Source organism: Alteromonas sp. 5E99-2 (assembly GCF_017368475.1).
Taxonomy (GTDB): Bacteria; Pseudomonadota; Gammaproteobacteria; order Enterobacterales; family Alteromonadaceae; genus Alteromonas_F.
The window spans coordinates 1-369 of record NZ_JAFNJE010000092.1 but is presented as its reverse complement, the minus strand read 5'-3'; the positions used below and the strand labels follow the sequence as shown (position 1 = coordinate 369).

1 protein-coding gene is annotated in these 369 nt (G+C 57.7%); it reads left to right on the top strand.

Features of this window, described 5'->3' with window-relative positions; genetic code table 11:
- Positions 1-369, top strand: a 369-nt coding sequence (locus J3L16_RS16040; RefSeq protein WP_207614064.1) for an FAD-dependent oxidoreductase, incomplete at both ends; no start/stop codon positions are given.

Sequence of the window (369 nt, the reverse complement as noted above, 5' to 3'; positions counted from 1 at the left end):
TGCTGACGGCCTTCTGCTGTCCGATGGCACACACATCAGATCAGACTTCACCACGGGGGCGGCGGGCGCAAAGCCGCACGATTGGGTCGCTGACATCGACGTTGATATCCACGAAGGCTTTATCACAGTGAACGAGGCGCTACAGTCGAGTAACCCCGACATCTTTGCCGTCGGAGACTGCGCACATCTGAGTTTCGATCCTCGCCCAAAAGCAGGCGTTTATGCCGTCCGAGAGGCACCGGTTTTATTCGACAACCTCCGGGCACGTTTGTCGGGTGCGGATTTGCGGTCGTATCAGCCGCAAAAAGACTACCTCAAACTGATCTCGCTCGGTGGCCAAACAGCCTTGGCGGAGAAGTTCGGCACGGC